Source organism: Burkholderia stagnalis, assembly GCF_902830275.1.
In the GTDB taxonomy this organism is placed as follows: Bacteria; Pseudomonadota; Gammaproteobacteria; order Burkholderiales; family Burkholderiaceae; genus Burkholderia; species Burkholderia stagnalis.
The window spans coordinates 115,670-138,084 of the sequence record NZ_CADESW010000009.1; the positions used below are offsets into that span (position 1 = coordinate 115,670).

Below are 22,415 nucleotides of genomic sequence, written 5' to 3' on the forward strand. Positions count from 1 at the left end.
TTCAATGCTTTGAGCGATCGAGAGGCAAGGATCGCGAACCGCCTGCGCTGCGAGCTGACGTGTCGCCGATAACAGGCGGAGCCGGCGACAGAGGCAAAGCGTTCTCGTGGGAATAGACCGATCTGCTTGCTGCGTGATGTCCCGGCCGCGCTCAGCAAAATGCAGCGAAGGTTCGCCCAAGAGGTCAACGAACTCCGGCACCTCTCATTGATTTCCCTTCAACTTCAACCAGACCTTGTTGCGTAGCTGAATCGCCGCGGGCGAGCACATCTTGTACGGCTTGAGCCGATCTTTGTATGCCTCGGGCGTCTTGATCGCGGGGTTGTTCAGCAAGGCGGAATCGATGTAACGATCCGACCCGGCGATCTCGTTGCTGTACCGCAGCGCGTTCGTCACCAGCGCGATGTTTTCCGGCCGCATCATCCAGTCAATGAACTTGTATGCCGAATCGACGTTTCGCGCTTTTGCGGGAACAAGCAGGCTGTCCATGAACAGCCGGACGCCCTCTTTCGGATAAACGAACTTGATGGTCTGCAGGCGATCCTGTGCGCGCGCAGCGGCGCCGTTCCAGACGTGTTGAACGATGATTTGCCTGGACGCGAGACGATCCACCGTTCCGTCGTTGCTGTAGGTCTTCACGAAAGGCTTCTGCTTCTGCAACACGTTGAGCACGCGCTTCGCATCGTCAGGACGCTCGGTGCATTCATCCTGTCCCAGATACCAGCTTGCGGCCATATACAGCTCTTCCTCGACGTCCAGGTCGCCGATCTGGCCGCGCAGCGTCTCGTGAGGCTCGAAGAAGGATTTCCAGCTATCGTCGAGCCGGCCACCCGGCACGCGTGCGCTATCGTACGCAAACCCGGTCAGTACGACCGTAAAGGGCATCGCGTAATCGCGCTGAGGATCGAATGCCGGATGACGATACTCCGGCTTGATGTTTGCGATATTCGGCAGCTTGCTCTTGTCGAGCTTGAGCAACAGGCCGGATTTGACGAGCACCGGGACGTAGTAGTCGCCGGCCACCACGACGTCGTACCCTCCGCCTCCCGCCTGCAGTTTCTGGGTCAGCGCTGCATCGCTCGCATAGGTGTCGAGTGTCGTCTCGATTCCGGTATCCGCCTGGAACTTCTTGAGCAAATTGACAGGCAGAATGCTCGGCCAGCTTCCGATATGAAGCTCGGCTGCCTGCGTCGTAACCGCGGCGAGAAGCAACATCGCACCGATTGTTTTTTTCATGCTGTTCCTATCGCTTGGAGATTCGAGTGATGTATCTCTGACTGCTTGGGCGCGACGCTTCGCTTACCTCGGGCACCGATGATCCAGACCGCCATCAGTTGTATCGTTGAAAGGGCGATGATGACGGTCGAAACGGCACTGACCTTTGGCGTGATCCCGATCTTCAGCGCACCGAAGATGTACATCGGCAATGTGGTCATGCCTGCGCCTGCGAGAAAATAGCTGGTGACGTAATCATTCATCGACGCGACGAACGACAGCAGCGCCCCCGCGACTATGCCCGGCAGGGCCAGGGGCACGGTGATTTGCCGGAATACGGCCCAAGGCGTGGCCGACAGGTCCGCGGCGGCCTCGAGCAAGGTGCGATCGATCGTCTTGAGCCTGGCTTTGATCGGCAGGTAAGCAAGCGGCACGCTGAACACCACATGCGCAAACAGAACGGCGCTGAATCCCAGCTCGGTCTCGAACATCGAGAACAGCATCATGGTCGCGATCGCCAGCACGATTTCAGGTATTGCAAGCGGAAGCGCGATGACAAGTCCTGCCGGGTCGAAACCGTGCCGATCGCTTCTCGACCACCAGGCGACCGCCGCACTCGTCGCAAGCGTCGTGGAGAGCACCGTCGACGCCAACGCGAGAAGCAGTGAATTCTTCGCGGCACGGACCAGAGTCGGATCGGACCACGCGTCAACGTAACCTCGAATACCGAAGCCGTCCCATATGAGGGCAGACGGGCCGACGTTGAAGCTCATCCCTATCACGGTCAGCATCGGCAGGTAGAGGAACAACAGCACGACGAATGCGATCGACCCGGTCAACGGGAACCGGCGCAACTCACGCGAACTCATGCATGCGCTCCTGTCGTTGAAGGACGGAACCCAGTCGAGACGCAAGCATGGCCAGAAGCACAACGGCAAGCAATGCAAACGACATAGCGGCGCCTAAAGGCCAATCCCGTCCGCCGGCGAACTGGAAGTCGATCAGATTGCCGATCATGAAGGCATGATTGCCACCGAGCAGACCCGGGATCGTATAGGAACCCAGTGCAGGAACGAAGACGAGCCCTACCCCGGCCATGATGCCCGGACGGCAGCACGGTACGACGACATGGACGAGCGCGGCCGGCTTGTGCGCGCCCAGATCGTAGGCAGCTTCGAGCAGCCGCCAGTCGAAATCATCGAGCGCGGCGAAGATCGGCAGAATCATGAATGGCGTGAACGCATAGACCAGGCCGATCACCGTTGCGAAATCGGTGTAGAGCAGGCCGAGCGGGCCTTGCACGAAACTCGCCCTGGTCAATATCCGGTTCAGCAAGCCGTTGTCCGCAATGATGATGATCCATCCATACATCTGGACGACGACGCAGGTCCAGAACGGGATCGTAACCAGGATCAACAACGCGGCCTTCCACCTCCGGGAGCGCGTCGCCATGAACAGCGCCGTCGGAAATCCGACCGCCAGACACCCCGCGGTGGTCAGCAGGGCCATGGCCACGGATCGGGCAAAAATGTCGATGTAGCCGTGCTGAAGCACGCGCGAACCATCCCAGTCTCGATCGAATACAACCCGCTCGTATGCCCGAGCAGTGAAATTCCCCCACGCGACGCCACCGAAATCGAGGGGCGAGCTGAGCGATACCACGGCCAGTACAAGCATGGGCAAAACAACGCCGACGACCATCACGAGCATCGCCGGGTTGCTTGTCTTTCGCCATGATTTCAGCAAATCGAGCACGGAGACTTGGCGCACCACCAATTACCTCAAATCAGTCAATTCGATCAGCAAAAAGCGTACCAAATCGATCGATTCATTTATAGAGCCGGGATGTGCCGAACGCGCCAATGTGTTATCCCCGGACGCCAATGCCTTATATTTTTTAAATACGATTCAATTACAAAAAATGTTTCACCCTTGGAAATTCACGAGATTTTCGGCCACTCGAAGCGCTGCAATGAATTGTCGCCGGTCGTCCGGCCGCACATTGATGCTCAACGGTGATCCGCGCGGCGACATGCCGCTTCGGCGACTGACCGCTCTACCATGGCGAGGCTCTTACTACTCCAGCGCTTATGATCGTTTGAAAATATGCAAAAATCGTGAGACAGTTGCCTGAGTCACACCCGCGCATTTCATATAACGAGGCAAGAGACGATCAAGAATATGGCCATTACCGAGATGCTGGAATACCGTCGAATGACAGAGCGCGACGTCGGGGCTTTTTATGACGTGCGGTTCTCCGTGAGCGAGAATAGAATCCATCCCCACCAAGTCCATCTGCTCAATCGCAACCTGTTGATCGAAAAAATCAGGCAGGGAGGCGGTTGGATCTGCGAGTGTCGTGATGAGGCAGTCGGGATCTGCCTGCCGGTCATCACCGATAAGCCGTTCATTACCGCGTTGTTTGTAAAGCCGTCGTTCCATGGCATGGGCATCGGGCGCGAGTTGCTGGACCGCACGTTGACGTGGATGAAAAACAAGGGAGTGGCACAGGTCACGTTGGTGACCGATCCAGGTTCCCGAGCCGACGGCTTCTACCAACGCCTGGGTTGGACGCGCGGCGAGCTGGACGAGTATGGATGCCAGGTCGTGTTTACGAAGTCGCTGGAGATTTGAGTTAGCCAGGGGTATCGAATGAAGCAGGCAACCGACGTGATTAACCGCACCGCAGCGCAACGTCCGGCGCCGCTTCATACCATCTTCATCACGCTCGACTTCATGAAGCGTATGGGGGTCCCCGTCGACGTCTTGCTGAGGGGCACGGGCATTTCTGCCTCGGACATCGAACGACCCAACGCAATGGTGACACATGCGCAGGAAATGGTGCTGTTTGCCAATGCGCGCGAGGCGACCGGCGACACCGCGATCGGGCTTCATATCGGAAACGCGATCCCGGTGACGTCGTACGGCCTGCGAGGTCACGCCATGCTGGTGAGCCCGACGTTGGGTGATGCATTGCGCCTGGGCTTCGAGCATCCGTTGCTCGGGATCAGTTATTTCAGAATGAGGATGACCGCGATAGGTGATACCACAAGAATTACGGTCGGCGGCTATACATATCGCACCGATCTTCTGGTTGTAAATACCGACATGGTTTTTACCGCCATTCGCCGGCAGATACACGATTTGATCGGGCGCCATCCGGATTTTACGAGAATCGGGTTCGTTTATCCGGCGCCGCCGCACGCCGAATCCTATGCGGCATATTTCAACTGCCCCATCGAATTCGAGTCCAGTGAAAACTACCTCGAATTTGATTTGTCATTGCTCGATACCGTTCTCCCGCTCGCACATCCGATCGAGTTCGAAGTAGCAAGGAAAGCGTGCTCCAAGCGTGAATTCGAACTGGCGCACTGGGTTCCATCTGACCTCATCGGGCGAATGCTTGGCCTGATGTATGAAAACCCTGCGTGTCAGGACGTCGCCGAGTTTTCCAGAGCGCTCGGGATTTCGCTGCGCAGCCTGCAGCGAAAGCTTCAGGAAATGGGAACGTCGTTCAGTGCCATGCACAACCTTGTTCGTCAAGATCTGACATCGCAATTTCTCGCCGAAAAGGAATATTCGATCAAGGAGATCGCAGCGCGACTGGGGTACAAAAATTCATCCGCCTTCAGCCGGGCGATGAAGCGCTGGTCGAAATGCGCAGCCGAATGATGCATCCGAGTTGATCAATTCGGGTTACTGGGCGGCTACATGGCGCTGCGATTGAAAATCAAGGCGGGGCACAAACAACCGCAAACCGTTGATTTTGTTGGCCCGCCCTACACGATTCGAACGTGTGACCTACGGCTTAGAAGGCCGTTGCTCTATCCAACTGAGCTAAGGGCGGTCCGGGGAAGAAGACACGGTTCCGACTTGGGGCCGCGCTGATGCAAAAGCTGCAGAAACAAAACGGGCCCGGTACGAACCGAGCCCGAAATTATACCCGAACGCCATCAAACATCGGCAAACAGGTTCACACCGGCTGCGGATGGAACATGAACCAGCCGAGACAGAACAGCCCCGCGATCACGCAGTACACGCCAAACGACGCGAGCCGCCCGCGCCCTTCGAAATAGCGCATCAGGAAACGCACGCTCAGGTACGCGGCGATCGCGGTCAGCACGCCGCCGAGCAGCGCATCCGCCAGTTGATCCCGCGCGTGAAACAGCTTCGGCAGTTCGAGCACGCCCGCCGCGAAGATGATCGGCGTGCCGAGCAGGAACGAGAATTCCGCCGCTTTCTCGGCGGTCAGCCCCGCCGCGTTGCCGGCGATCATCGTCAGGCCGCTGCGCGAAAAACCCGGAATCAGCGCGCCTACCTGCGCGAGCCCGACCAGGAAAGCCTGCTTGAAGGTCATCTTCTCGGGCGGCTGATGCGCGCGGCTGCGCTGGATGCGATCGCCGAGCCACAGCAGCACGCCGTTGACGATCAGCGCGACCGCGACGATCCGCAGGTCGTGGAACACACGCTCGATGCGCTTCTCGAGCAGCAGGCCGACGATGCCTGTCGGAATCGTGCCGATGATGAGCGCCCACATCAGGTGCCCTTCGTCGTTCCTGCGGCCGCCGAGCTGCGCGAAGAAACCGCCGATCAGCGCGATCCAGCGCGCGCGGAAATACCACAGCAGCGCCAGCGCGGTGCCGAGGTGCAACGCGACGAGGAACGGCAGCAACTGCGGCGCGTGCTTGTCGATATGCATGCCGAACAGCGCCGGCACGAGCAACGTATGGCCGAGACTGCTGACGGGAAAGAGTTCGGTCACGCCCTGCAGGACGCTCAGGAATGCCAGAAACCAGAGACTCACGCGTCGGTCCTCTTACGGAGATACAGCGGAAAGAAATTCCGGACGACGCGGCGCGCGGCCCGGAAGCGCGCCCCGGATTATGCCGAGCACCCATGACTGCGCCAAGGCATTTGGCAGGAAATTGCGGGAATGCACACAAACACTTGCATTTTGTAAGCACGAAGAAAGCAAAAAGCCCGCCATTTGAATGGCGGGCTTTGCAGATTCGGCAGATTTTGCCGCCGGTCAGCGGCCGAGCTGGTAGAAAAACAGCACCGTGCTGCCGGTGAACATCCCAAACAGTGCGATACCCATCGCCATCGCCAGATCCATGGCCGCTCCTTGAAGTGTCATGACCCGGTAACACGACCGGTTAAGTGCATTATCAAGACGCTTAACACGCTTCAACACTCGCAATTTCCCCGAGAAGGGTTTTCCCGGACGTGCCGGCGCCCCGATAATGGAGCGCGCCGCACCGCGGCAGCCTGTTCTCCTCCAACCGTCTACGCCGGATTCGCCATGCCGCTCTTCCAGCAACACGAGATTCACGAACTTCACGCCGGCCCGTCGCATGTCCGGATCGCGCCGCAATTCGGCGGACGCCTGTTGTCATGGCACGTCGACGGCGAGCCCGTCATTTTCTGGCCGGACGCCGCCGACTGGAGCCAGCTCGCGCGCGCGCGCGGCGGCAATCCGCTGCTGTTCCCGTTTCTCGGCCGGCACCGCGTCGACGGCGAAATCGGCCGCTGGCGCGACGCGGCGGGCACGGTTCGCGACCTGCCGATGCACGGCTTCGCACGCGACCTGCCGTTCGCCGCGCAGCCGTCCGCCGACGGCACGGCGCTCGCGATGACGCTCGAAGCGAACGACGCGCTGCGCGCGGGCTACCCGTTCGACTTCCGGTTCGAGGCGACCTATCGCCTGGCCGATGCGCACACGCTCGACGTCGCGCTGACGACGACCAACCGCGGCGCCACGCCGCTGCCCTATTACGCAGGCCATCACTTCTACTTCGCGCTGCCGCACGACGAGCGCGCGCAGACGACGCTCGAGCTGCCGCCGACGCACCGCCGCGCCCAGCTCGCCGACGGCACGATCAGCGCGCCGGAGCCCGGCGAAGCCCGCTATACGCTCGACGAAGCACGCATCCACGACCGCTTCCACTGCCTGGACGGCACGCCGTCCGGCCCCGTGCGGATCGTGATGCCGGGCCGCCGCCGCACGATCGACATCACGCTCGACGTGCCGGGCTCGATCCCGTGGTACGCGGTCACGACCTGGACGGAAAAACCGGACTCCGACTTCTACTGCGTGGAGCCGTGGCTCGGCCTGCCCGACGCGATCCACAACGGGCTCGGGCTGCGCATGCTCGCGCCGGGCGCGACCGAGACAGCCGCGCTGCGGATCCACGTCGGCCCGCTCGCGGCCTGACATCGCCTGACGTCGGGCCGGCCGAACGCACGCGCGGCGGCCCCAAAACTGCGGCGCGCGGGTCGAACCCGTTAAAATCCGATGTTTTGTGTCACCTGCCGCGTCCGCGCGCGGCAGGGTTTTGCGAGGTTCAATGTTCGGAACGACAACGAAACGATTCGTCGCGGCATCGATCGCCGCCCTGCTCGCCGCGTGCGGCTCCGCGCCGGTCGGCCCCGGCTTCTACCGCGTCGAAAGCGGCGACACGCTCTACAAGATCGCGCGCGCCAACCGCCAGTCGGTGCAGAACATCGCGCGCTGGAACCAGCTCTCGAACCCCGATGCGATCGAAGTGGGCCAGGTGCTGCGCGTCGCGCCGCCGGCCGGCACGACGACGGCCGCCACCACCACGGCGCCGTCCGGCGTCGGCACCGGCAGCGCGGGACGCAGCCGCCCGGCGCCCTCCGCGCCCGCCGAATCGGCCGTGAAGCCGGCCTCGAACATCGCGCTGATCTGGCCGTCCGCCGGCAATGTGGTCCGCACGTTCGATGGCGGGAAATCCAAGGGCATCGACATCGCGAACGCGGCAGGCACGCCGGTGATCGCGGCCGCGCCGGGCGTCGTCGTGTATGCGGGGAACGGGCTGCGCGGCTACGGCAACCTGATCATCCTCAAGCACAACGCCGATTACCTGACGGCCTACGCGCACAATCGCGCGCTGCTCGTGAAGGAAGGCCAGTCGGTCACGCAGGGCCAGACGATCGCCGAGATGGGCAACACCGACAGCGATCGCGTCGCGCTGCATTTCGAGCTGCGCTACGGCGGACGCTCGATCGATCCGGCGCGCTACCTGCCGGCCCGCTGACGGCCGAACGACTGCATGCGGCGCAGCGCGCGCCGCGTGCAGTCGGGTGTGTATGTCGGAGGGAAGCGAATCAGCGCTTGCGCGCACGGCCGATCCAGCGGCCGGACAACGGATCGACGCGGCTCGCGAACGCCACCAGTGCGCCGATTCCGATCAGGCTGAACCCCGCAGCTATCAGAAGCATATCCATGGTCATTTCAACGATTTGCGATGATCTTATGCGCCATTTCTGAATCGTGCACTGAACCGCCCACCCGCGATGGGTCGGCATCCTCCCGGAGATCGCTTACATTGATGGTCCGGACGCATGGAAACCGGTGCCTGCCGGCGCCCGGCATCCACGATCCGCCACCACGGAGACACCCGATGCTGCCCGCCGCCGACCGCTACGACACACTGCTCTCCCGCTTCACGTGGGCCGTTCCGGCCCGCTACAACATCGCCGTCGACGCCTGCGACAAATGGGCGGATGGCAGCGGACGGCTCGCATTGATCCACGAAACGGCGCAAGGCGACGTCGCGCGGCTGACGTTCGACGATCTGAAGACTGCTTCTAATCGTCTCGCGAACAGCTTCATGCGCGCCGGCGTGCGGCGCGGCGACCGGATCGGCATCTTCCTCGCGCAAGGCCCGGAAACGGCCGTCGCGCATCTTGCCGCGTACAAGCTCGGCGCGATCGCCGTGCCGCTGTTCACGCTGTTCGGCGCCGACGCGCTCGAATATCGGCTCGCGAACAGCGGCGCGGCGGCGCTCGTCACCGATGCGGCCGGCTACGCGAAGATCGCGCCGCTGCGCGCGCAGTTGCCTGCGTTGCGGGCGATCTACTGCATCGGCGCCGACGCGCCCGACGCCGCCGGCGTGCAGCGCTACGACGCGGCGCTCGCCGCCGAGTCCGCCGATTTCACGCCGGCCGACACGGCAGCCGACGATCCGGCGCTGATCATCTACACGTCCGGCACGACCGGCAAACCGAAGGGCGCGCTGCACGCGCACCGTGTACTGCTCGGCCACCTGCCCGGCGTCGAGATGTCGCAGCAATGCTTTCCGCACGACGCGAGGCTGTTCTGGACGCCTGCCGACTGGGCGTGGATCGGCGGCCTGCTCGACGTGCTGCTGCCGTCGTGGCACCACGGCGTGCCGGTGCTCGCCCGCCGTTTCGAGAAATTCGACGGCGAGGCGGCGTTCTCGCTGATGGCCCGTCACGGCGTCACCCACGCGTTCCTGCCGCCAACCGCGCTGAAGCTGATGCGCACCGTGCCGCGGCCGCGCGAGCGCTACGCGCTGTCGCTGAAATCGGTCGCGAGCGGCGGCGAGTCGCTCGGCAGCGAACTGACGGCCTGGGGGCGCGACGCACTCGGCGTGACGATCAACGAGTTCTACGGCCAGACCGAATGCAACATGGTGCTGTCGTCGTGCGCGGCGCTGTTCGCGCCGCGGCCGGGCGCGATCGGCAAGGCCGTGCCCGGGCACCAGGTCGCGATCGTCGACGCGCACGGCGCGCCGCTGCCGCCGGGCGTCGAAGGCCGCATCGCGGTGCGCCGCCCCGATCCGGTGATGTTTCTCGAATACTGGCGCAACCCTGACGCAACCCGCGACAAGTTCGTCGGCGACTACCTGCTGACGGGAGATACCGGCACGCTCGACGCCGACGGCTTCATCCGCTTCGTCGGCCGCGACGACGACGTGATCACGAGCGCGGGCTATCGGATCGGGCCGGGCCCGATCGAGGATTGCCTGCTTACCCACCCTGCCGTGCGGATGGCGGCCGTCGTCGGCGTGCCTGACGCGACGCGCACCGAGATCGTCAAGGCGTTCGTCGTGCTGAACCCCGGCTACGCCGGCGACGACGCGCTCGTGCACGCGCTGCAGGCGCACGTGAAGACGCGCCTCGCCGCGCACGAGTATCCGCGCGCGATCGCGTTCGTCGACGGCCTGCCGATGACGGCGACCGGCAAGATCGTGCGGCGCGCGCTGCGCGAAGCGTGAAGCGCGGCGCGCGTGTCCGGATGGTTTATAGTGGCGCTCACTTGCCGTCTCTACATGAATACGATGTCCTCCGAACACCCCGGCGCCGCGGGCGCGTCGCATAGCCCGCTTTACGTCAAGCTCCTCGGCGAGACCGCCAAGATCGACTGGTGCGATCTCGAACGTTTCTTCGCGCAGGGCAAGCTGCTCTCCGTCGCACGCGACCTCGATCTCGTCAGCGTAGCCGAAGCGATCGCGAGCGACGACAGCGAGCAGGTCACCCGCTGGCTCGCCGCCGGCCACGTCGCCCGCATGCCGGCCGACACCGCGCAGGATTACGCTGCGCGCAACCCGGAACTGTGGGCCGTCGTCGTTTCGCCGTGGGTCTGCGTGCAGGAACGCGGCTGACGCGTTCGCCATGCCCGCTTCCGCATTACCGCCCGCGGCCGCGCAACTGCCCGCCGTCTCGCATCGGCGCGTGCTCGCGCTTGCCTTCCCGATCGTCCTCGCGAACCTGACGCAGCCGATTCTCGGTGCGGTCGACACGGCCGTCGCCGGCCATCTCGACGGCGTGCAGAATCTCGGCGGCGTCGCGCTCGGCGGGCTGCTGTTCAATTTCCTGTTCTGGGGGTTCGGCTTCCTGCGGATGGGTACGACGGGCCTCGTCGCGCAGGCGCACGGCGCGCGCGACGACGACGGCATCCGGTCGAACCTGCTGCGCGCGCTGATCGCCGCATTCGTGCTCGGCGCCGCGGTGCTGGCGCTGCAGGTGCCGCTGCTGTCGTTCGGGCTCGGCGCGCTGGGCGGCAGCGACGCAGTGCGCGCCACCGCGCTCGACTATAGCCACGCGCGGATCTGGGCCGCGCCGTTCGCGCTCGCGAACTACGTCGTGCTCGGCTATCTGCTCGGCATGCAGCGCGTGCGGCTCGCGCTCGTCGCGCAGGTGTTCATCAACGCGGTGAACATCGGCGCGGTGCTGCTCTACGTGTACGGTTTCGGCTGGGGCATCGCCGGCATCGGCGCGGCGACCGCCACCGCGGACGCCTGCGGCTTCGCGCTCGGCGCATGGATGCTGTGGCGGCTGCGGCCGCGCGGCCTGCCGCCGCTCGCGATGCGCACCCTCGTCGACCGCACGGCGCTCATGCGCCTCGTCGTGCTGAATCGCGACATCTTCGTCCGCACGCTGTGTCTCTTGACCGCCTTCGGCTGGTTCGCGCACCTCGGCGCGAAACAGGGCGACGCGACGCTCGCGGCGAACGCGCTGCTGCTCAATTTCCAGACCTTCATGGCATACGGCCTCGACGGCTTCGCGCATGCGGCCGAAGCGCTGGTCGGCGCGGCGGCCGGTGCGCGCGACCGCGCCGCGTTTCGGCAGGCGGTGCGCGTGACGCTCTTCTGGTCCGCGCTCGGCGCGCTGGGGTTCGCGCTCGTCTATTGGGCGGCAGGCGGCTGGATCGTCGCGCGCCTGACCGACCAGGCGGAAATCCGCGCGGTCGCGGAACGCTATCTGCCGTGGGCAGCGATCTCGCCTGTCGTGTCCGTGTGGGGTTTCCTGCTCGACGGCGTGTTCATCGGCGCGACGCAAACCCGCGCATTGCTGCGCGGCATGGTCGCCTCGTTCGCGGTGTTTGCCGCCGCCGCGCTGACGCTCGTCGGCCCGCTCGGCAATCACGGGCTCTGGCTCGCGCTGCTGTTGTTCATGGCCGCGCGCGGCGCGATGCTTGCGCGCTACCTGCCGGGGCTGTCGGCGCGGATCGGCGGCGACGTGCGGCCCGCGCCGGCCTCCGCCGCGTAGGCGCCCGCGTTTACTGCGCGGCGGCAGGCGGCGCGGCCAGCATCGACGGCGGCGTCATGTCGGTCGGCACGCCGTGATAGTCGGCCGGGTCCTGCGGCGGCTGGCCGCGGCGTGCATGGCGGGGATCGCCGGCGCAGCCGGCGACGATCGATGCGGCCAGTACGGCCAGCACGAAGCGGGTCATCAAATCTTGCTCCGGTAAAAAACGCGCGCCCACGGCGCGCTGAGGTCGCGCCGAGTCTAACGGAATTCCGGTTTCGAAGTGGCGCCGCGCATGTCCTACTATGTACTGATGGCGCAGTGCCGTTGAAAGGAGGCTGCCATGTCGTCTGAGGAAATTGCCGGCCTGATCGGCCTGTTCATCGGCGTGATGGTGCTGATCGCCCTGTCGTACTTCGAGTCGCGCGAATACAAGCGCTCGCACGGCGGCGAGGGCATGATCCATCACTGGATGGCGGAGCATCATCTGCTCGACTGGCGGCGCAAGCACTGAACCCTTCGCACCGCCCTTCCCGTTCCGACCCGCGTTCAAGCGGGGTCGTCGTTCAGCGTGCCGGGCTGGCACGCTGTCAGCATTGTATTTCGCGAAATAATGGGGGCTGGACTCAGCCTCGCCAAGGCTCGCAGCACGAACGCCGCAGGCCGCGTAGACGCGCGCGCCCGTTGCGGGCGCGCGCATCCGATGCCGCTCAGCCGAGGAAATGGCGGGCGTAGCGGGCGTTGATGTCCGACAGGCGGAACAGCGTCAGGAAGTCCGCGCAATTGAAATCCGGATCCCACGCGGGTGCGCCGCAGATCTTCGCGCCGAGGCGCAGATAGCCCTTGATCAGCGGCGGCGGCGCGACCGCGATGCCGGTCTGCAGTTCGTCGACCGGCAGCGCCGTGTGCGGGAACGCGCGATATTCGGGATCGGTCAGCGACTTGGCCGGCAGCGACTGGTACAGGTTCGCCGCATAGTGGCCGCCATCGGCCATCGACACGCTCGCGCAGCCGAGCATCGTCTCGTAGCCGTTCTGCATCATGTACGCGCCGAGGCCGCCCCAGAGCGCCATGATCACCGCGCCGCCGCGGTAGTCGCTGTGCACGCACGAGCGGCCGACCTCGACCATCTTGCCGCGCAGATGCGTGAGGCGCGACAGGTCGAATTCGCTTTCCGCGTACAGCCGGCCGACGCGGGCCGCCTGGTGCGGCGGCAGCACGCGATACGTGCCGACGACTTTCAGGGTGTCGAGATCGCGGACCAGCAGGTGGTCGCAATAGGCGTCGAACGAATCCACGTCGAGACCGGCGGGACCGCTGACCTGCGCGCCCATCTCTTCGGCGAACACGCTGTAGCGCAGGCGCTGGGCCTCGCGCAATTCGTCTTCCGTGCGCGCCCACGCGGCGCGCAGGCGGTATTCCGACGTGACGGTTTCAGATGCGCGCGGCAACAGGCGCCGCGAGGAATCGAGGGGCAGCGAGGCAAAGGGGAGCGTAGGCGTCGGCAGTTCTCGCATTAGGCTTTCCTGGTCGTAAGGAATAAGACGACATGCCCGCCAATGTAGTAACCGGCCGTGACCGTTACGTGGCAAGCCTGTGTCCGTTCAGTGACATGTCGCCGAATTGACTTTAGCAGAAAGCCCGCAAATACGTTTGATCCAACCCCTTCCAAATCCATCAGACCAGGTCCGGCGTCATGACGGCGCGCAGCACAGCCTGCCGGTTGCCGTCCCGCGTCCGGCTCGCGAGCCATATGATGGCGCCCTTCTTGATGCTCCAGCTATCGTCCCCGTCCGCGACCAGCCGCGCCGCGACGCTGCCGAGCGTCGGCTGGTGGCCGACGATCACGACCGTCGGCGCGATGCCGTCCGGCCAGCCGGCGGCGGCCAGCACGTCGTCGACGTCCGCGCCGGGCGCGAGTGCGTCGACGGTGCGGTATTGGTCGGTCAGCGCCTCGACGGTCTGCACGGTGCGCGCAGCCGGGCTCGCAAGGATCGTGCTGTTGCTTTCGAGCCGACTGCGCAGCCACTTCGCCATTGCCTGCGCATCCTTGCGCCCGCGCGCGGTCAGCTGCCGCGCGAGGTCGTTCGCCGCGTAGTCTTCCGCTTCCGCATGGCGCCACAGGATCAGGTTCATCATGGTCGTCTCCGTTGTCCGTGTTCGATTCGTGCGTGTTCGTACGGGCCGCCGCGCGCAATTTTGCATCGTACGATTGACCCGGTGTGTAATTCAACGATAGAATCTTTGGCTCGTCGGAGCGTAGCGCAGCCTGGTAGCGCATCTGATTTGGGATCAGAGGGTCGTAGGTTCGAATCCTATCGCTCCGACCACGAGATATAAGGGTTCCGTGCTGTGAGCCCTGTCCAATGGAAAGTCTAACCGGCGTTCAGTAAAATGACGCTGGTTTTGAACGAAGCCCGCCACTGCGCGGGCTTTTTTCATGCATGCGCCGAAGACCGGATCATGACGCTTGACGACCTATATCGCCGACTAGTGGGTGACAACAATCATCGGCGCCGTCGTCTTGAAAATCGTTTCCGACCATGCGGGAATGGGGCCTGAAAAAGCAAGCTTCCCAAAACGGTGTTCGCTTGGGCGGCCCGATGGGCACGCCCGAAGGCGCTGTTTGACTGGCGTGTGCATACGACGCGGCCGAGCTCTCGAGGCGCTTAGCATCTCGCGCCACTGAGTCACGCGACACGCCCCCGCACTCTCGGCCCCCTCCCTCAGCACCCTCGATCGATGATAGGTGTTCGTCTATACTTCGGACGAATCCATAGAAAGCCGAGCGTAAGTCGGCCAGATTGCCATGAAATTCATCCGGGGATTGTTCGGGTTCAACGCCCGAGGTCAGGCGCTCGACGAGGGTGAACCGACGGACAAGCAGCGGCATCAAGTGCGGTATTGCTTGCGGTTCGTTCAGGCTGCGCGGGATCAAGCGGAGCATTCGACCGACAACAGCGGCTGGACGCGATCAGCGAAGAGAACCATCGCCGCACTGCAGCGCTCGCCAACATGAAAGCCGCACCCGGGACGCGGTTCTCTGCCCCGTTCCCGGCCAACACACCGACCACCGTCCTGCAAACGCAGTGACGATCCCCAAGGCCATACTGGCCCCGAGGCGACGCCGCACTAAACACGTGGCGTGAATCAAAATATTCCAGGGCAACACCCATGAAACGGGGAATTTCCTACGTCTGCATCTCGCTTGCCCGCGCGCAAGACCGGCGCGCAAAAATGGCAGAGCAGTTCGCTGCTCACGATATTGATGCACGATTCTTCGATGCGTTTGAACTGAAAGGTTCGGTCGACACCATTCCCGGCTACGATGCAGCCGGACGCCAGCGCCGCTACGGCTGGCCGCTGTCGCGCGGCGAAGTCGGCTGCTATCTCAGCCACCGCGCGGCCTGGCTCCAGCTCGTGCAATCGAACAACGACACGATGTGCGTCATGGAAGACGACATTACGCTGCTCGACGGCTTCAAGCCCGCGACGCTTGAACTTCATGACACGCGCCACCACTGGGACATGGTGCGCCTGATGGGGATCACGAAACGCCCGCAGGTCGAATATGCGACGCTGCCGAGCGGCATGCGCATCATGTGGATGGACTCGCATCCGACCGGCACGCAGTGCTATATGATCACGCGGCAGGCTGCGGCACAGATGCTGGCCTACACGGCGAACATCGTTCACGCGATCGATATTGCGTTCGACAGAAGCTGGGAGCACGGGCAACGGCTCTATATCACATCGCCTGAATACGTCGCCGACCCGGGCATGCCGACGATGATTACCGACCGCTCGGATTCGCGCACGTTCGGACAGCGATTGAAAGCAAAGTACCACCGCAAGATCGAGCGGATCTCATCGCGCCGCTTCAACGATGAGCACCGCCCCAAGCGTCCGATCACGATCGAGATTGCTCCGGCAGCCGCCGAGGCGACGCCGACGCTCGCGTGAGCCTAAGCAGCAACCGGCGGCGCCGGCCATCGCACATCGAGCGGCCAGCCTGACTGCCGCGGCAAATCCCGAAGCGCTTGCCGATACGCCCCCAGAACGCCCGCCATCACGCCAATCCGTCGACCGAATCCGAATCACTAGAACGGCAAAGCGCGGCCAGCACATCGAGCCGCCGCCCCGGATCCCGCACGAACGGATTCGACTCGTCCCACGCGTAGCCGGCCAGGATCGCACAGACCATGCGCTTCACTTCCGGCGATTTTTCCTCGTGGAAGACGACGTCCTGCAGTTCCCCCGAATACCATCGCTCGACGAATGCGCGGAACGTATCGATGCCCTTGCGCAGCGCGACGTCGTAATCGCGCTGCCAGTCCACCGCTTCGCCGCGCCATTGACGCTCGATCGCCTGAACCGCCAGCTGCGACGAGCGAAGCGCGATCGTGACGCCCGACGAGAAAATCGGGTCGAGAAATTCGCCGGCATTGCCGAGCAATGCATAACCCTCGCCATGCAGGCGCTCGACATTCGCCGCATAGCCGCCGATGTGACGTACCGGCATCACGAACGGCTTGTCGCCGACGAGGCGTGCGAGCGTCGGCTCCGTCTGCAGCAGTTCGCGCAGCCGCGCCTCGCGTTGCGCTTCCGGCACGTCGAGAAACGCCGCTTCCGCGACGCAGCCGACCGACGAGCGTCCGTTCGTGAGCGGGATCATCCAGTACCACACGTCGCGGCGCGACGGATGCACCGCGATGCAGATCTTGTTCCGGTCGGTCGAACCGGCCGGCAAGCGATCCTCGACGTGCGTGAAGATTGCCGCCCGCGTCGGCATGCGGGTCGGCGCCTCGAGGTCGAGCAGGCGCGGCAGCACGCGGCCGAATCCGCTCGCGTCCAGCACGAAGGCCGCGTCGACCCGATACGCATGACCGCTTTCGTCGACGACCTCCAGCCGCGGCCGCGCACCCGGCGTGAACGCCCGCACCGAGTGGCCGAAACGCACGTCGGCGCCCTGCTGTATCGCGCACCGGATCAACACGTCGTCGAACACCGCACGCTCCACCTGGTACGTGGTTCCCCAGCCCGCCGAGAATTTGTCGCGGAAATCGAACGACGACATCCGCTCGCGATGCACGAAATAGGCGCCGTTCTTGAACTGGAACCCCGCTTCGACGACCGCCTGCAACATGCCCGCCTCTTCCAGGTAGCACATGCTCTGCGGCAGCAGGCTTTCGCCGATGGAAAAGCGCGGAAAATGCTGGCGCTCGAGGACGAGCACCGAGCGGCCCGCCTTGCGCAGCAATCCGGCAGCGACTGCGCCGGCCGGGCCTGCGCCAATGATCGCGACGTCCACGCTGACCTGGTCAGGATTCAATTCATTCATGCTCGTGTTGCCCGTTTCGATTGATTGGGTAGGTTGAACTTCCGCGCACGCGTGCGCGATGCCATTTAAAATGGGCGCCCGAGAAATCACGCAGACCAACGAAGGGCCTATGTCGTCTTCCCGCACGCACGCCGCAACGTTTGTTCCGGAAACCGCATTCGGCGTCTGGTTCCTGCGCACGCACACCTGGGAGCATCACGTGCTGCGCGTCGCCATCGACGATCTGAAGCGTCTCGTCACGGCCCCACTGCCGCCCGCGCCGGTCATTCTCGACGCCGGCTGCGGCCAGGGGAAATCGTTCCGGCTGCTGCACGAGGCCTTCGCCCCCGGCAAGATCATCGGCATCGACTGCCATCGCGAATCGCTCGCCTGCGCGTCGGAGGCGGCCGGCCGCTGCGGCGCCGCGGTCGAATTGCACGACGCCGATTGCGCGCACTTGCCGCTTGCCGACGCGAGCGTCGACATCGTGTTCTGCCATCAGACCTTTCATCATCTCGTCGAACAGGAACAGGCCCTCGCTGAATTCCGGCGCGTGCTCAAACCCAACGGGCTGCTGCTGTTCGCCGAATCGACGGACGCCTACATCAAGTCCTGGGTCATCCGCCTGCTGTTCCGGCACCCGATGCACGTGCAGAAGAGCGCCGACGGCTACCTCGCCATGTTGCGCGAAGCCGGCTTTTCGTTCGAGCACCGAAACGTCTCGTTACCGTATTTGTGGTGGAGCCGCGCCAAGGACTTCGGCCTGCTCGAACGGATCGGCCTCTACCGCCCGCAGCCGGGCAAGCGCCGCGAAACGCTCGTCAACGTCGCCGCCCGCAAGCGCGCATGAACGACGCGCGCCCGCGGTGCGCCATAGCGGTGCATGCGGGCGGGCGTCGCGCGATGCGTGCCCGCGGTCGGCCGACGCGCCGTCAGTGCGCGTCGAGCTGAACGACGGTGCCCGACACCGAGATCGCGCCTGCGCTGCCGCTCACGCCGCACGTGTAGCTGGTCTGCGAATCGGAGCGATTGTCGTGAAACCGCGTCGTGACGTTGACGACCGCATTCGCGCCGCGTCGCTTCGCGTATTCGCGCAGCTTGCTCAACGCGTCGCCGAGCGCCTGCTCGCAGGCCTGCTGTTCCGCCTGCGTGCCTCGCGCGATCCGCGCCGACTCCGAACGCGGACCGAGATCGGACTTCACCGCCGGATGCGCCTGCGCGCCGAAATACAGCTTCACGCCGTTCGCGTCGGCCGCCGTGGCGGCCGGCGGGAGCGGCAGCGAACGCACGGTGGTGCCGCAACCCGTCAGCACGGCGGCAGCGATCAACGCACCCGCCAGATAGCCCTTACGTTTCATCGTTCTTGTCCTCATCTCTCGGTAACGAATTTCAATCGCCCTTCCAGGCGTCCAGCAACACACTCGCGCAACTGCCGCCGAAGCCGAACGAAACGGACAGCGCGCGCGCGATCCTTGCATCGCGCGATGTCCGCACGACCGGCAGGCCGCCCAGCGCCGGATCGAGCGCGCCGTCCACCGCCGTGCCGGCGATAAAGCCGTCGCGCATCATCAGAATCGTGTAGATCAGTTCGTGCACGCCGCTCGCGCCGAGCGGATGGCCGGTCATCGCCTTCGTCGACGAAAACGCCGGGACGTCGCCGCCGAACACGGCCGACAGCGCCTTCAGCTCCTCGACATCGCCGAGCGGCGTCGACGGCGCGTGCGTATTCACGTAGTCCGGCACAGCCCGCGCCTCCGCCAGCGCCGCACGCATCGCGCGCGCGATGCCCGGCGCGTGCGGCGTCGCCATGCCGGCGTTGTCGGTGCATTGGCCGAAACCGGTCAGCTCCGCGTAGATGCGCGCGCCCCGTGCCATCGCGTGATCGAGCGACTCGAGCACGAGGATGCCGGCGCCCGACGCGATCACGAAGCCGTCACGGCCGACGCCGTACGGTCGCGACGCACGCTCGGGACAATCGTTGAATCCCCCCGACAGCGCGCCCATCGCATCGAACATCAACGTCATGTTGTCGTGCAGCGCCTCGCTGCCGCCCGCCAGCACGACATCCTGGGCGCCCGCGCGAATCAGCTGCATCGCCTGCCCGATCGCGAGCGTCGAACTCGTGCAGGCCGACGACGGCGAATAGGCCACGCCCTCGATACCGAACGCCTGCGCGACGCAGGCCGATGCGGTACTGCTCATCGCCTTGGGCACCACATAGGGCGGCGTCCGGTCGACGCCGCGCGTGCTGGCGATCGCCATCGCGTCGTCGTAGGCGCCGATCGAGCCGATGCCGGAGCCGATGATCGCGCCGGCCCGCGGCGAGCGCAGTGCCGCCGGGTCGAGGCCTGCGTCGTCGATCGCCCTCGCGGCCGCGTGCGCGGCAAAGCGCGCCGTATCGCCCATGAAGCGCTCGTGCTTGCGCGCGAACGGCGGCTCTGCATCGACTGTCGCGACGCCGGCGACCTGGCTGCGGAAACCGCGCGCCTGCCACGCCTCGACGCGGCGCACGGCCGAGCGGCCGTCGCGCAGCGCGGCCGACACGTCGGCGAGCGCGTTGCCGAGGCACGACACGATGCCGAGCCCCGTGACGACCACGCGCGACGAGGCGCCCCGAGCGCGCGTCATGCGCCGGCGCGCCGGAAGATCAACGACGTGTTGATCCCGCCGAACGCGAAGTTGTTGCTCATCACGAACTCCGCGTCGATCGCGCGGCCGGCGCCCATGATGTAGTCGAGTGCGGCGCACGCCGGATCGACGTTCGCCAGGTTGAGCGTCGGCGCATACCAGTTGCGCTTCATCATCTCGATCGTCCACCATGCCTCGAGCGCACCGCATGCGCCGAGCGTGTGCCCGACGTAGCTCTTCAGCGAGCTGATCGGCATGCGCTCGCCGAACACCGAATGTGTCGCATGGCTTTCGGCGACGTCGCCGCGCTCGGTCGACGTGCCGTGTGCGTTGACATAGGCGATCGCCGACGGGTCGAGCGCGGCATCGCGCAGCGCCATCCGCATCGCGACCGCCATCGTCTCGGCGGTCGGCTGCGTAATGTGCGCGCCGTCCGAATTGCAGCCGAAGCCGACCACTTCCGCGTGAATCGTCGCGCCCCGCGCACGCGCATGCTCGTACTCCTCGAGCACCAGCGTCGCCGCGCCCTCGCCGATCACGAGCCCGTCGCGGTCGACGTCGAACGGCCGCGGCGTCGACGCGGCGGCATCGTTGCGCGTGCTCGTTGCATACAGCGTGTCGAACACGGCGACCGCCGGAGCGGACAGCTCCTCGGCGCCGCCCGCGAGCATCAGCGCCTGCTTGCCCGATGCGATCGCCTCGTATGCATAGCCGATCGCCTGGCTGCCCGACGCGCACGCGGACGAGGACGGCACGACACGGCCCTTGAGATCCCAGAACAGGCTGACGTTGACCGCCGTGGTGTGCGGCATCATCTGCACATAGCTGTTCGAGGTCACGTCGCGCATCGACCCGGTTTCGATCATCGCGCCGAACGCGCGGATCGGCTCGACCGACCCCGACGACGACCCGTACGCGACCCCCATGCGGCCATCCTTGATCGATTCGTCGCCGGCGAGCCCGGCGTCGGCGAGCGCGAGCTCGCTTGCCCGCACCGCGTACATCGAGACCGGCCCCATCGAGCGCGTCTTCTTGCGCGGATAATGCGCGGGCGGCGTGAAGCCCGGCAGCGGGCACGCGAGCCGCGTGTGCAGCGACTCGTAGCGATCCCATTCCGGTATCCGCCGCACGGCGTTGCCGCCGGCCTTCAGGCGCGCGTCGATTTCCGGCCACGTCTCGCCGAAGGCGGTCACGCCGCCCATTCCCGTTACGACGACCCGCTTCATCACACCATCCCGCCGTTGACCCCGATCACTTGCCGGGTGACGTAGGACGCGGCATCCGACATCAGGAAGCCGACCACCGACGCGATTTCCTCGGGCCGGCCGACCCGACCCATCGGCACCGTCTTCAATGCATGGTCGAGCGGCACGTCGTCGAGCATCCCCGTATCGACGAGGCCGGGCGCCACGCAATTGACCGTGATGCGGCGCGACGCGAGTTCGACGGCGAGCGCCTTGGTCGCGCCGATCAGGCCGGCCTTCGCCGCGCTGTAGTTGACCTGCCCGCGGTTGCCCATCACGCCGGACACCGACGCGATCGTCACGATGCGGCCGCCGTTGCGCAGCCGGACCATCGGCATCGTCAGCGGGTGGACGACGTTGTAGAAGCCGTCGAGGCCGGTCTCGATCACGATGTCCCAGTCCTCGTCGGACAGGGCCGGAAACGCGCCGTCGCGCGTCACGCCCGCGCTGCAGACGATGCCGTAGTAGGCGCCGTGCGCTTCGACGTCGGCTTCGAGCAGCTGGCGGCATGCGGCCCGGTCGCGCACGTCGAACTGCAGCACGCTCGCCGTGCCGCCCTGCTGCGCGATTGCATCGGCCACCGCCTGCGCTTCCACGCGGCCGCTGCGGCAATGGACCGTCACGGCAAAACCGTCGGCCGCAAGACGCAGCGCGACGGCGCGGCCAATGCCGCGGCTCGCGCCCGTCACGAGTACTCGCCGAGTCATGAGTTGAAGCTCCCTTCGATGAATGTCTGGAAGTCGTCCGGCTGATACACCTTGACGACGGCTTCGGCGCAGCAGGTGTCGCCGATGTGGATCGTGCATTCGTACGCGCCGTGCCCCGCTTCGCTGCGCAGCAATTCCTGCGCGGCGATCCGCAGCGTGGCGCCGGCGTCGAACGCCGGGCGATGCATCTTGTAGCCGCTCGTGCCGAGCAGCACGCCGGGCCGCGCGCGGCCGCCCGCACGCCTCGCCAGCAGGCCGACGTGCGCGGCAATGGCCTGCGCCATCAGCTCGATGCCGATCCATGCCGGCATCGCGCCGTCGCCGGCCGCATACCACGCGTCGGGGCGCGCCGTGGCACGCACGTCGATCGCCGTCTCCGTGCAGCGCTCGATCGCATCGAGCATCAGCATCGTGCCGCGATGCGGCAATACGTCGAGCACATCGCACACGGGAATATCGGCGGACGTCGGCGCTGCCGTTGGAGTCGATGAACCGGCCTGCATG

Annotated in this window: 27 protein-coding genes and 2 tRNA genes; 13 read left to right on the top strand and 16 right to left on the bottom strand. The window is 65.1% G+C overall.

The window, feature by feature from the left end:
• Positions 1-204: 204 nt before the first annotated feature.
• From HWY45_RS17625 to HWY45_RS17635, 3 genes are read right to left on the bottom strand one after another with little or no spacing between them, the layout of a single operon-like run.
• Positions 205-1,236, bottom strand: a complete 1,032-nt coding sequence (locus HWY45_RS17625) for an extracellular solute-binding protein (RefSeq protein ID WP_059885542.1) — start codon at positions 1,234-1,236, stop codon at positions 205-207.
• Positions 1,233-2,084 (bottom strand): ABC transporter permease, encoded by an 852-nt coding sequence (locus tag HWY45_RS17630; protein WP_059885540.1) that lies wholly within the window; start codon positions 2,082-2,084, stop codon positions 1,233-1,235. The genes HWY45_RS17625 and HWY45_RS17630 overlap by 4 nt, the downstream gene beginning before the upstream one ends.
• On the bottom strand, positions 2,071-2,916 hold the full coding sequence (locus HWY45_RS17635) for an ABC transporter permease (RefSeq protein ID WP_059885674.1): 846 nt from the start codon (positions 2,914-2,916) through the stop codon (positions 2,071-2,073). The genes HWY45_RS17630 and HWY45_RS17635 overlap by 14 nt, the downstream gene beginning before the upstream one ends.
• Between HWY45_RS17635 and HWY45_RS17640 the strand changes: the two genes are divergently transcribed.
• The 3 genes from HWY45_RS17640 to HWY45_RS17650 are packed head-to-tail and all read left to right on the top strand — an operon-like array spanning position 2,891 to position 4,887.
• Positions 2,891-3,349 (top strand): hypothetical protein, encoded by a 459-nt coding sequence (locus tag HWY45_RS17640; RefSeq protein WP_124490076.1) that lies wholly within the window; start codon positions 2,891-2,893, stop codon positions 3,347-3,349. The genes HWY45_RS17635 and HWY45_RS17640 overlap by 26 nt on opposite strands.
• Before the next feature lie 47 nt (positions 3,350-3,396).
• On the top strand, positions 3,397-3,849 hold the full coding sequence (locus HWY45_RS17645; protein WP_059885538.1) for a GNAT family N-acetyltransferase: 453 nt from the start codon (positions 3,397-3,399) through the stop codon (positions 3,847-3,849).
• Positions 3,850-3,867: 18 nt separating this feature from the next.
• Positions 3,868-4,887 carry an AraC family transcriptional regulator gene (locus HWY45_RS17650; RefSeq protein ID WP_059885536.1) on the top strand — a complete coding sequence of 340 codons (1,020 nt, stop codon included), beginning with the start codon at positions 3,868-3,870 and terminating at the stop codon, positions 4,885-4,887.
• A 98-nt stretch (positions 4,888-4,985) separates the two neighbouring features.
• On the opposite strand, the gene HWY45_RS17655 is transcribed toward HWY45_RS17650, so the two are convergent.
• From HWY45_RS17655 to HWY45_RS36620, 3 genes are all read right to left on the bottom strand, one after another.
• A tRNA-Arg gene (locus HWY45_RS17655) sits at positions 4,986-5,062 on the bottom strand.
• A 126-nt stretch (positions 5,063-5,188) separates the two neighbouring features.
• A complete protein-coding gene (locus HWY45_RS17660) occupies positions 5,189-6,019 on the bottom strand; it encodes an undecaprenyl-diphosphate phosphatase (RefSeq protein ID WP_059566988.1) in 831 nt (276 codons plus the stop codon).
• 225 nt (positions 6,020-6,244) lie between these two features.
• Complete coding sequence (locus HWY45_RS36620) at positions 6,245-6,352, bottom strand: UDP pyrophosphate phosphatase (protein WP_192817504.1); 108 nt, start codon at positions 6,350-6,352, stop codon at positions 6,245-6,247.
• A 165-nt stretch (positions 6,353-6,517) separates the two neighbouring features.
• Between HWY45_RS36620 and HWY45_RS17665 the strand changes: the two genes are divergently transcribed.
• The 5 genes from HWY45_RS17665 to HWY45_RS17685 all read left to right on the top strand — a co-directional run bounded on the left by HWY45_RS17665 (position 6,518) and on the right by HWY45_RS17685 (position 12,033).
• On the top strand, positions 6,518-7,429 hold the full coding sequence (locus HWY45_RS17665) for an aldose epimerase family protein (RefSeq protein ID WP_059885534.1): 912 nt from the start codon (positions 6,518-6,520) through the stop codon (positions 7,427-7,429).
• A gap of 133 nt (positions 7,430-7,562) precedes the next feature.
• A complete protein-coding gene (locus HWY45_RS17670; protein ID WP_059566984.1) occupies positions 7,563-8,273 on the top strand; it encodes a peptidoglycan DD-metalloendopeptidase family protein in 711 nt (236 codons plus the stop codon).
• Between the two features lie 366 nt (positions 8,274-8,639).
• Positions 8,640-10,259 carry an acyl-CoA synthetase gene (locus HWY45_RS17675; RefSeq protein WP_059885532.1) on the top strand — a complete coding sequence of 540 codons (1,620 nt, stop codon included), beginning with the start codon at positions 8,640-8,642 and terminating at the stop codon, positions 10,257-10,259.
• A 63-nt stretch (positions 10,260-10,322) separates the two neighbouring features.
• Positions 10,323-10,646 (top strand): DUF2288 domain-containing protein, encoded by a 324-nt coding sequence (locus HWY45_RS17680; protein ID WP_026044825.1) that lies wholly within the window; start codon positions 10,323-10,325, stop codon positions 10,644-10,646.
• A 10-nt stretch (positions 10,647-10,656) separates the two neighbouring features.
• Entirely contained in the window at positions 10,657-12,033 is a 1,377-nt protein-coding gene (locus HWY45_RS17685) for an MATE family efflux transporter (protein ID WP_059885530.1), read from the top strand.
• A 10-nt stretch (positions 12,034-12,043) separates the two neighbouring features.
• Here the strand turns inward: HWY45_RS17685 and HWY45_RS17690 are convergent, their stop codons facing one another.
• Positions 12,044-12,217 (bottom strand): hypothetical protein, encoded by a 174-nt coding sequence (locus HWY45_RS17690; RefSeq protein WP_170304045.1) that lies wholly within the window; start codon positions 12,215-12,217, stop codon positions 12,044-12,046.
• A 138-nt stretch (positions 12,218-12,355) separates the two neighbouring features.
• On the opposite strand from HWY45_RS17690, the gene HWY45_RS17695 reads away from it, so the two are divergent.
• Positions 12,356-12,526: a hypothetical protein gene (locus HWY45_RS17695; RefSeq protein WP_167361367.1), complete on the top strand. Its 171-nt coding sequence runs from the start codon at positions 12,356-12,358 to the stop codon at positions 12,524-12,526.
• 196 nt (positions 12,527-12,722) lie between these two features.
• On the opposite strand, the gene HWY45_RS17700 is transcribed toward HWY45_RS17695, so the two are convergent.
• Positions 12,723-13,529 carry a GNAT family N-acetyltransferase gene (locus tag HWY45_RS17700; RefSeq protein ID WP_059885528.1) on the bottom strand — a complete coding sequence of 269 codons (807 nt, stop codon included), beginning with the start codon at positions 13,527-13,529 and terminating at the stop codon, positions 12,723-12,725.
• Positions 13,530-13,689: 160 nt separating this feature from the next.
• Positions 13,690-14,151: a phosphohistidine phosphatase SixA gene (sixA, locus tag HWY45_RS17705; protein ID WP_059567181.1), complete on the bottom strand. Its 462-nt coding sequence runs from the start codon at positions 14,149-14,151 to the stop codon at positions 13,690-13,692.
• Positions 14,152-14,265: 114 nt separating this feature from the next.
• On the opposite strand from sixA, the gene HWY45_RS17710 reads away from it, so the two are divergent.
• The 3 genes from HWY45_RS17710 to HWY45_RS17720 all read left to right on the top strand — a co-directional run bounded on the left by HWY45_RS17710 (position 14,266) and on the right by HWY45_RS17720 (position 15,975).
• Positions 14,266-14,342 (top strand) — tRNA-Pro (locus HWY45_RS17710).
• Between the two features lie 479 nt (positions 14,343-14,821).
• Positions 14,822-15,031 carry a hypothetical protein gene (locus HWY45_RS17715; RefSeq protein WP_059982493.1) on the top strand — a complete coding sequence of 70 codons (210 nt, stop codon included), beginning with the start codon at positions 14,822-14,824 and terminating at the stop codon, positions 15,029-15,031.
• A gap of 155 nt (positions 15,032-15,186) precedes the next feature.
• On the top strand, positions 15,187-15,975 hold the full coding sequence (locus tag HWY45_RS17720; protein WP_059885527.1) for a glycosyltransferase family 25 protein: 789 nt from the start codon (positions 15,187-15,189) through the stop codon (positions 15,973-15,975).
• Positions 15,976-15,977: 2 nt separating this feature from the next.
• On the opposite strand, the gene HWY45_RS37445 is transcribed toward HWY45_RS17720, so the two are convergent.
• Positions 15,978-16,082, bottom strand: coding sequence for a phage tail assembly chaperone (locus tag HWY45_RS37445; protein ID WP_081059569.1), 105 nt, complete (start codon positions 16,080-16,082; stop codon positions 15,978-15,980).
• Entirely contained in the window at positions 16,082-17,353 is a 1,272-nt protein-coding gene (locus tag HWY45_RS17730; RefSeq protein ID WP_059885525.1) for an NAD(P)/FAD-dependent oxidoreductase, read from the bottom strand. Before HWY45_RS17730 ends, HWY45_RS37445 begins: the two co-directional genes overlap by 1 nt.
• Before the next feature lie 109 nt (positions 17,354-17,462).
• Here HWY45_RS17730 and HWY45_RS17735 point away from each other — a divergent pair, with 109 nt between their 5' ends.
• On the top strand, positions 17,463-18,182 hold the full coding sequence (locus HWY45_RS17735; RefSeq protein WP_059811015.1) for a class I SAM-dependent methyltransferase: 720 nt from the start codon (positions 17,463-17,465) through the stop codon (positions 18,180-18,182).
• 82 nt (positions 18,183-18,264) lie between these two features.
• Here the strand turns inward: HWY45_RS17735 and HWY45_RS17740 are convergent, their stop codons facing one another.
• From HWY45_RS17740 to HWY45_RS17760, 5 genes are read right to left on the bottom strand one after another with little or no spacing between them, the layout of a single operon-like run.
• On the bottom strand, positions 18,265-18,690 hold the full coding sequence (locus tag HWY45_RS17740) for a YbjQ family protein (RefSeq protein WP_059885522.1): 426 nt from the start codon (positions 18,688-18,690) through the stop codon (positions 18,265-18,267).
• Positions 18,691-18,721: 31 nt separating this feature from the next.
• Positions 18,722-19,960 (bottom strand): beta-ketoacyl synthase N-terminal-like domain-containing protein, encoded by a 1,239-nt coding sequence (locus tag HWY45_RS17745; protein WP_059885520.1) that lies wholly within the window; start codon positions 19,958-19,960, stop codon positions 18,722-18,724.
• Positions 19,957-21,186, bottom strand: a complete 1,230-nt coding sequence (locus HWY45_RS17750) for a beta-ketoacyl-ACP synthase (RefSeq protein WP_059811013.1) — start codon at positions 21,184-21,186, stop codon at positions 19,957-19,959. The genes HWY45_RS17745 and HWY45_RS17750 overlap by 4 nt, the downstream gene beginning before the upstream one ends.
• Complete coding sequence (locus tag HWY45_RS17755) at positions 21,186-21,911, bottom strand: 3-ketoacyl-ACP reductase FabG2 (protein WP_059885518.1); 726 nt, start codon at positions 21,909-21,911, stop codon at positions 21,186-21,188. Before HWY45_RS17755 ends, HWY45_RS17750 begins: the two co-directional genes overlap by 1 nt.
• A complete protein-coding gene (locus HWY45_RS17760; RefSeq protein ID WP_059885516.1) occupies positions 21,908-22,414 on the bottom strand; it encodes a hotdog family protein in 507 nt (168 codons plus the stop codon). Before HWY45_RS17760 ends, HWY45_RS17755 begins: the two co-directional genes overlap by 4 nt.
• Between the last annotated feature and the right edge of the window lies 1 nt (position 22,415).

Bases quoted from the DNA above. Each gene is read 5' to 3' on its own strand.
- HWY45_RS17625 (WP_059885542.1), bottom strand. From the start codon at position 1,236: ATGAAAAAAACAATCGGTGCGATGTTGCTTCTCGCCGCGGTTACGACG.
- HWY45_RS17630 (WP_059885540.1), bottom strand. From the start codon at position 2,084: ATGAGTTCGCGTGAGTTGCGCCGGTTCCCGTTGACCGGGTCGATCGCA.
- HWY45_RS17640 (WP_124490076.1), top strand. From the start codon at position 2,891: ATGGGCAAAACAACGCCGACGACCATCACGAGCATCGCCGGGTTGCTT.
- HWY45_RS17635 (WP_059885674.1), bottom strand. From the start codon at position 2,916: ATGGTCGTCGGCGTTGTTTTGCCCATGCTTGTACTGGCCGTGGTATCG.
- HWY45_RS17645 (WP_059885538.1), top strand. From the start codon at position 3,397: ATGGCCATTACCGAGATGCTGGAATACCGTCGAATGACAGAGCGCGAC.
- HWY45_RS17650 (WP_059885536.1), top strand. From the start codon at position 3,868: ATGAAGCAGGCAACCGACGTGATTAACCGCACCGCAGCGCAACGTCCG.
- HWY45_RS36620 (WP_192817504.1), bottom strand. From the start codon at position 6,352: ATGACACTTCAAGGAGCGGCCATGGATCTGGCGATGGCGATGGGTATC.
- HWY45_RS17665 (WP_059885534.1), top strand. From the start codon at position 6,518: ATGCCGCTCTTCCAGCAACACGAGATTCACGAACTTCACGCCGGCCCG.
- HWY45_RS17670 (WP_059566984.1), top strand. From the start codon at position 7,563: ATGTTCGGAACGACAACGAAACGATTCGTCGCGGCATCGATCGCCGCC.
- HWY45_RS17675 (WP_059885532.1), top strand. From the start codon at position 8,640: ATGCTGCCCGCCGCCGACCGCTACGACACACTGCTCTCCCGCTTCACG.
- HWY45_RS17680 (WP_026044825.1), top strand. From the start codon at position 10,323: ATGTCCTCCGAACACCCCGGCGCCGCGGGCGCGTCGCATAGCCCGCTT.
- HWY45_RS17685 (WP_059885530.1), top strand. From the start codon at position 10,657: ATGCCCGCTTCCGCATTACCGCCCGCGGCCGCGCAACTGCCCGCCGTC.
- HWY45_RS17690 (WP_170304045.1), bottom strand. From the start codon at position 12,217: ATGACCCGCTTCGTGCTGGCCGTACTGGCCGCATCGATCGTCGCCGGC.
- HWY45_RS17695 (WP_167361367.1), top strand. From the start codon at position 12,356: ATGTCGTCTGAGGAAATTGCCGGCCTGATCGGCCTGTTCATCGGCGTG.
- HWY45_RS17700 (WP_059885528.1), bottom strand. From the start codon at position 13,529: ATGCGAGAACTGCCGACGCCTACGCTCCCCTTTGCCTCGCTGCCCCTC.
- sixA (WP_059567181.1), bottom strand. From the start codon at position 14,151: ATGATGAACCTGATCCTGTGGCGCCATGCGGAAGCGGAAGACTACGCG.
- HWY45_RS17715 (WP_059982493.1), top strand. From the start codon at position 14,822: ATGAAATTCATCCGGGGATTGTTCGGGTTCAACGCCCGAGGTCAGGCG.
- HWY45_RS17720 (WP_059885527.1), top strand. From the start codon at position 15,187: ATGAAACGGGGAATTTCCTACGTCTGCATCTCGCTTGCCCGCGCGCAA.
- HWY45_RS37445 (WP_081059569.1), bottom strand. From the start codon at position 16,082: ATGGCGGGCGTTCTGGGGGCGTATCGGCAAGCGCTTCGGGATTTGCCG.
- HWY45_RS17730 (WP_059885525.1), bottom strand. From the start codon at position 17,353: ATGAATGAATTGAATCCTGACCAGGTCAGCGTGGACGTCGCGATCATT.
- HWY45_RS17735 (WP_059811015.1), top strand. From the start codon at position 17,463: ATGTCGTCTTCCCGCACGCACGCCGCAACGTTTGTTCCGGAAACCGCA.
- HWY45_RS17740 (WP_059885522.1), bottom strand. From the start codon at position 18,690: ATGAAACGTAAGGGCTATCTGGCGGGTGCGTTGATCGCTGCCGCCGTG.
- HWY45_RS17745 (WP_059885520.1), bottom strand. From the start codon at position 19,960: ATGACGCGCGCTCGGGGCGCCTCGTCGCGCGTGGTCGTCACGGGGCTC.
- HWY45_RS17750 (WP_059811013.1), bottom strand. From the start codon at position 21,186: ATGAAGCGGGTCGTCGTAACGGGAATGGGCGGCGTGACCGCCTTCGGC.
- HWY45_RS17755 (WP_059885518.1), bottom strand. From the start codon at position 21,911: ATGACTCGGCGAGTACTCGTGACGGGCGCGAGCCGCGGCATTGGCCGC.
- HWY45_RS17760 (WP_059885516.1), bottom strand. From the start codon at position 22,414: ATGCAGGCCGGTTCATCGACTCCAACGGCAGCGCCGACGTCCGCCGAT.